This window comes from Oleiphilus sp. HI0079, from assembly GCF_001635105.1.
Genome location: NZ_LWFT01001076.1, coordinates 1 through 944, shown reverse-complemented (window position 1 = coordinate 944; position 944 = coordinate 1). Strand labels below are relative to the sequence as shown.

Here is a 944-nt window from a genome sequence, read left to right as displayed (position 1 = left end):
CTCAGAAGCTTCAAGCCTATTTTGTCTAGAACTTGGTTTTTAATTTCGTCCCTTTCTTGCTGAGCTTTGTTGTTCTCATGAAACTGATAACCATCTACCTCGATTGCTAAAACTGGTTGCAAATCTATTTTGGAGTAAACTAAGAAATCAATATGGGACCAAGGATTTGTGACGAAAGCAGCTTGTTCGGGGTTCAGGTCGCTAGCCTCTTTGACGATATCATTCAATTGTATGTGCAGCCCATATGTTAAATGGTTGTACTCTTCACTTTCCAAAATATCGAATAGCAAGCCATCCACAAGATTTTCCGAGTCGTAAGCAGAGCGTTTTTTACTGCCTTCGAATACCTTTCGGAGAAGGTGGCTTTGCTCCTTGTATAGGAGATCAAATATTGACGACTTCTTACTTTGAACTAATCCCTGTCCTAAGGTTTGATAATCCACGTAACGGATTAATGATCCAATATTAGAATCTTGCTCAGCAAAAATACGATCTCCAGCAACGAGCACAAATTGGTCTACCGCTCTCGACACCGCAACGTTAACGGTATCGGCTCGGTCTATAAAATCATTTATCGAATTGGCCACAGTCGAAAAAATAATTACTTTCTTTTCTCTGCCTTGAAACTTATACACAGTGTCTACATCCAGACGATTGGTACCCATACTTTTTACTGCCTTATTCACATGCGCCCTGTATGGGGCAATAACGCCGATTTCTTCGGGGTCAGCACTCGCTAACCGCGCTTCTCGCAATACTTCATCTTTGATGACGGAGATCTCACGTTGACTGAACAACCCAGATTCGTTTATTTGCTTTCGAGCATGATTTCCTTCTTTTAATCGGTAAACCAAAAAAGGGTACTCTCGACCTTTTACTTCCGTCATAACTAGAAGTTCATTGTTGTAAAACTTTTTGTTACAGAAGCCTATGATTGCGGGATG

General features: G+C 40.9%; 1 protein-coding gene. It reads right to left on the bottom strand.

The window, feature by feature from the left end:
• Positions 1–887 (bottom strand): AAA domain-containing protein (locus A3750_RS19240; RefSeq protein WP_231871890.1); only part of this gene is annotated, 887 nt, incomplete at its 3' end.
• Between the last annotated feature and the right edge of the window lie 57 nt (positions 888–944).